4 protein-coding genes are annotated in these 3,397 nt (G+C 40.1%); all 4 read right to left on the reverse strand.

Annotated elements, in window-relative coordinates; all coding sequences use genetic code 11:
- Positions 1–195: 195 nt before the first annotated feature.
- Positions 196–783, reverse strand: coding sequence for a 2'-5' RNA ligase family protein (locus DFP97_RS30095; RefSeq protein WP_245976659.1), 588 nt, complete (start codon positions 781–783; stop codon positions 196–198).
- A gap of 82 nt (positions 784–865) precedes the next feature.
- Positions 866–1,426 carry a 2'-5' RNA ligase family protein gene (locus DFP97_RS30100; RefSeq protein WP_114384334.1) on the reverse strand — a complete coding sequence of 187 codons (561 nt, stop codon included), beginning with the start codon at positions 1,424–1,426 and terminating at the stop codon, positions 866–868.
- A 289-nt stretch (positions 1,427–1,715) separates the two neighbouring features.
- Positions 1,716–2,051: a hypothetical protein gene (locus tag DFP97_RS30105; RefSeq protein WP_114384335.1), complete on the reverse strand. Its 336-nt coding sequence runs from the start codon at positions 2,049–2,051 to the stop codon at positions 1,716–1,718.
- 451 nt (positions 2,052–2,502) lie between these two features.
- Positions 2,503–2,994 carry a hypothetical protein gene (locus DFP97_RS30110; RefSeq protein WP_114384336.1) on the reverse strand — a complete coding sequence of 164 codons (492 nt, stop codon included), beginning with the start codon at positions 2,992–2,994 and terminating at the stop codon, positions 2,503–2,505.
- Between the last annotated feature and the right edge of the window lie 403 nt (positions 2,995–3,397).

Here is a 3,397-nt window from a genome sequence, read left to right on the forward strand (position 1 = left end):
TTATATGGAAGATGTTGTAATCAGACCAGCACCTTCTATTCCCGCATGCCCTCAAACGGAACTGCTTAGCCCATCTCATGTAATCCTTTAAACTCCTATTTAAACATGCATGTGAAATCCTGTGAATGAGCGAGCATTCGTGAGAAAAACCTTATTCTCTGAGGGAGCTCAACACCCCTGTGGCGCTGAAAACATTTATTTTAATGATGCTTTTGAAATAGCAGGGACGCTAATTGCCTTATTGTTATGATATACAACTTTAATTATTGATACCTCAACTATCTCAGAATGCATAGTATTCATACGACTATTACAAAAATTAAATGCCTCTGCAAGCTTGTTTGGACTTAACCTATTTGCTAATGTGCAATGAGGAATCCATTGATTGGGTAAGTACAACGATTGCGGATTTGAATACGTGTTGAAGTTTTTATGATGATTATTGTGCAATTCAAACAGTTCTTTAGCAGGTGTTGGAGTTAACAATAAGGCACCAGTATTAATAAACGTTCCGAGTGTGCTAAAAACAACATGTATTTTTGCTTTAGAACGATAGTATTTTTCAAAAGTACTGATGAATGCTTCATCAATTTCGGTATAATCGGCTAGGGTAATATGTGGTCTACGATCAGGGACTTCTTCCGCATATTTTGATATAGATTTTTCACAAAGTTCTTTCCATATGGTTTTAATATAAAACTCAGTCTCTGGATCAAAGTGCGCAACTACGGCGTACATATCACCCACATCCTTTCCGCCTGTGATTTTCATAAAGCTATTCAACGTGTTGCAACAATCCTGCCCGTTTCTTCAATGAAAAAAAGTGGAGCAGCTGCCGCGGCACTCCACCCCACTATCGTACCTGTTAGCTCAATGCTTTAAATACATTTGACATAATGGTGGGACTGCTAATGCATTTATTTGATTTAAAACCCAGTTTTACTAAACCCACCTCTACAATTTTACTTTTGTGAGGGGTAAAGTCTTGATAACAATATTTCATCGCCTCAATCATCAGTTCTGAGTTAAGCCTTATTGCGACAGTACAATGGGGGTCCCAATTATTAGGAATATAATATTGGTTTGCAAACTCAAGTAAATCTTCGAATTCCTTATGAAACTGTTTATGCAATTTAATTAAGCCTTCCGTTACAGTTGGATCTATAAATAATGTCCCTGAAGTCGGGAAAGAAGCAAGCACATCAAACTTTATTTCAAGTTCTGATACATCTTTAAAAAATGAGTTGAAGCGAGTAAAATACATTTCCAGATCAGGGATATCATTGTAGACCGCCACAGTAATATGAGGTCTTATTTCGGAAATCTCATACATATTTGATGTTATTTTTTCATCATGCAATCCCTTCCAAATACCCTTAACATATTGTTCGAAGCTTTCTTCAAAGAAGAACTCGACAGCGTACAAACAGTATCACCTCACATTTTATAACATTCATATTACTACATTTCGGGTATTTTTAGGTAAAAACCATTGATTTCTCTACACAAAAATGCCCGTTAAGTAGCGAAGGGCTACCATGCGGCAGCCCTTTCGGTGTTCAACTATCGTACCCGTTAGCGTAATGAAGTCAATTACGTTTAATCTAGGCATGTTTAATCTTAGTGTTTTCGACCAAAAGAAAACCGCCCACTAAAAAGGCGGTTAATTGAACTATCGAAGGATTGTTAGAAAGTATCAGTTATTTCATTTTAAATTACTGAAGTATTTCTAATTCAATTTTTCCTGTAATAATAATTAAACTTATTTCCCTTCCATTTTTTTCGAAGACATATTTTGCACCCAATCTATCTACTTCTTTCCAACCACTTTTCTCAATCTCCGTACGATAACTATCAGGTAAGCCCTCCTCTTCAGTTACACTCGTAAGTTTGTACTGCTCCGATGTCTTATCGGAACTAATCAATTTAGATCTATCAGGAATTGGGAAGCCCTCAGCGATTTCGGATGATTGAAAAGAATTATTTGAACAGGACGATAAGTAAAACAAACAAACAATACTTACAAGCAAAAATATAAATTTGTTTTTCACAACACACCTCCGCCAGTAATTAGTTCAGAAGAAAAAGATGTTCGTCGAAATTTAGTGTTCGCATCCTTTACTGTAAATAAGCAAGAATTGACCAGCATATTTTTCTTATTCGGCGTTGTGTTCTCATATTCCATGCTATCTAAGTAACGGAATCAAGGACTGGTTCGCCGCTGCCGTCATAGAACTATCATACCCGTTAGCCATCCATGCATCTCTTATGCTGCATGACAGAGCATGAAAGTTAATCCGTTCTTTCATGGTAGTTGAACGCATTTCCGTATATTCATTTAAACTATCAAATTCTTTCTAGATGACGTAAAGAAAGACCTGCTTCTTTAAGGTTCAAACTCTCACACTACTCAGTTACGGTAATCGTCGTATACACTTCACCAGGATAATGGCTGTCCACTACTTCTTCCGTCAGAGAGAAGTTGCAGAGAGCGCTAATTAGTTAGGTACCGGCCGGAAGCAGCAGTTCTTTCTCAGCATAAAACTTCTTCCAAAATTCCGCATCCGGGTCATCCGAATCGTAACCGCCGCTCTTTGAGAACGGGAACTCCAGCGTTTCTCCTTGAGCGATCTCAAGCGGCACCAAATCCATCGTGCTCGCTCCTTCCATATCGAACTCCTTGCCATCCGTCAACGTAAAGATGACCTTGGATCTCGGACCCCATACCGTGATGGCATCCTCTTCCCCTATATAGTTGAGCGAAGCGGATAATTCGATCGGCTCCCCGATTTTAAAATCAGTTTTGTCGATGTTCAGTTTCATCTCAAACCCATCGAATTTGTGCTTCAGCTTCGGCTCAGCCATCTTCTCGGTAACTACCGGATGAATAGTTTCCTCCGTTTCCCCGCTCTCTCCCGACTTATCAGATCCGCATGCACATATGAGAAGGAGCAACGCTACTGCTGTAAAAAATTGCGGCAATCGCCGACTCATTGTCATCACCTCTTACGCTCGTTTCCCTAATAGACGAACGAGTCGGGAAAAGGTTGCTTGCTGCTCTCACGCATGGGGATACCCTCCTTCACCCAAGCCCGTAACGCGAAACATGACGAACACATGAACCGCTGCATGCGGAGGAGCATGCTTCTCCTGAACCATACCTCTTCTTCCTGTCATTCCCTGATTAGCCCTGTTCTGACTCATCATGATCGTAGCTATCTGTCAGTCGAACGGCACGCACCAATAAAACAAGGAGCAGCTGCCGCGGGCAAACTGCTCCTTGTTCCGTTTAACTATCGGTATCCGTTAGCTTAATCGACCGGCCGTGAAATTCGCTTTCGTTTTAATTTGCGGATAAGTTTATCAAGAGCCGTGCCTACTATAAAGAAAAAAATCA

The organism is Paenibacillus prosopidis, assembly GCF_003337375.1.
GTDB classification, from domain to species: Bacteria; Bacillota; Bacilli; order Paenibacillales; family Paenibacillaceae; genus Pristimantibacillus; species Pristimantibacillus prosopidis.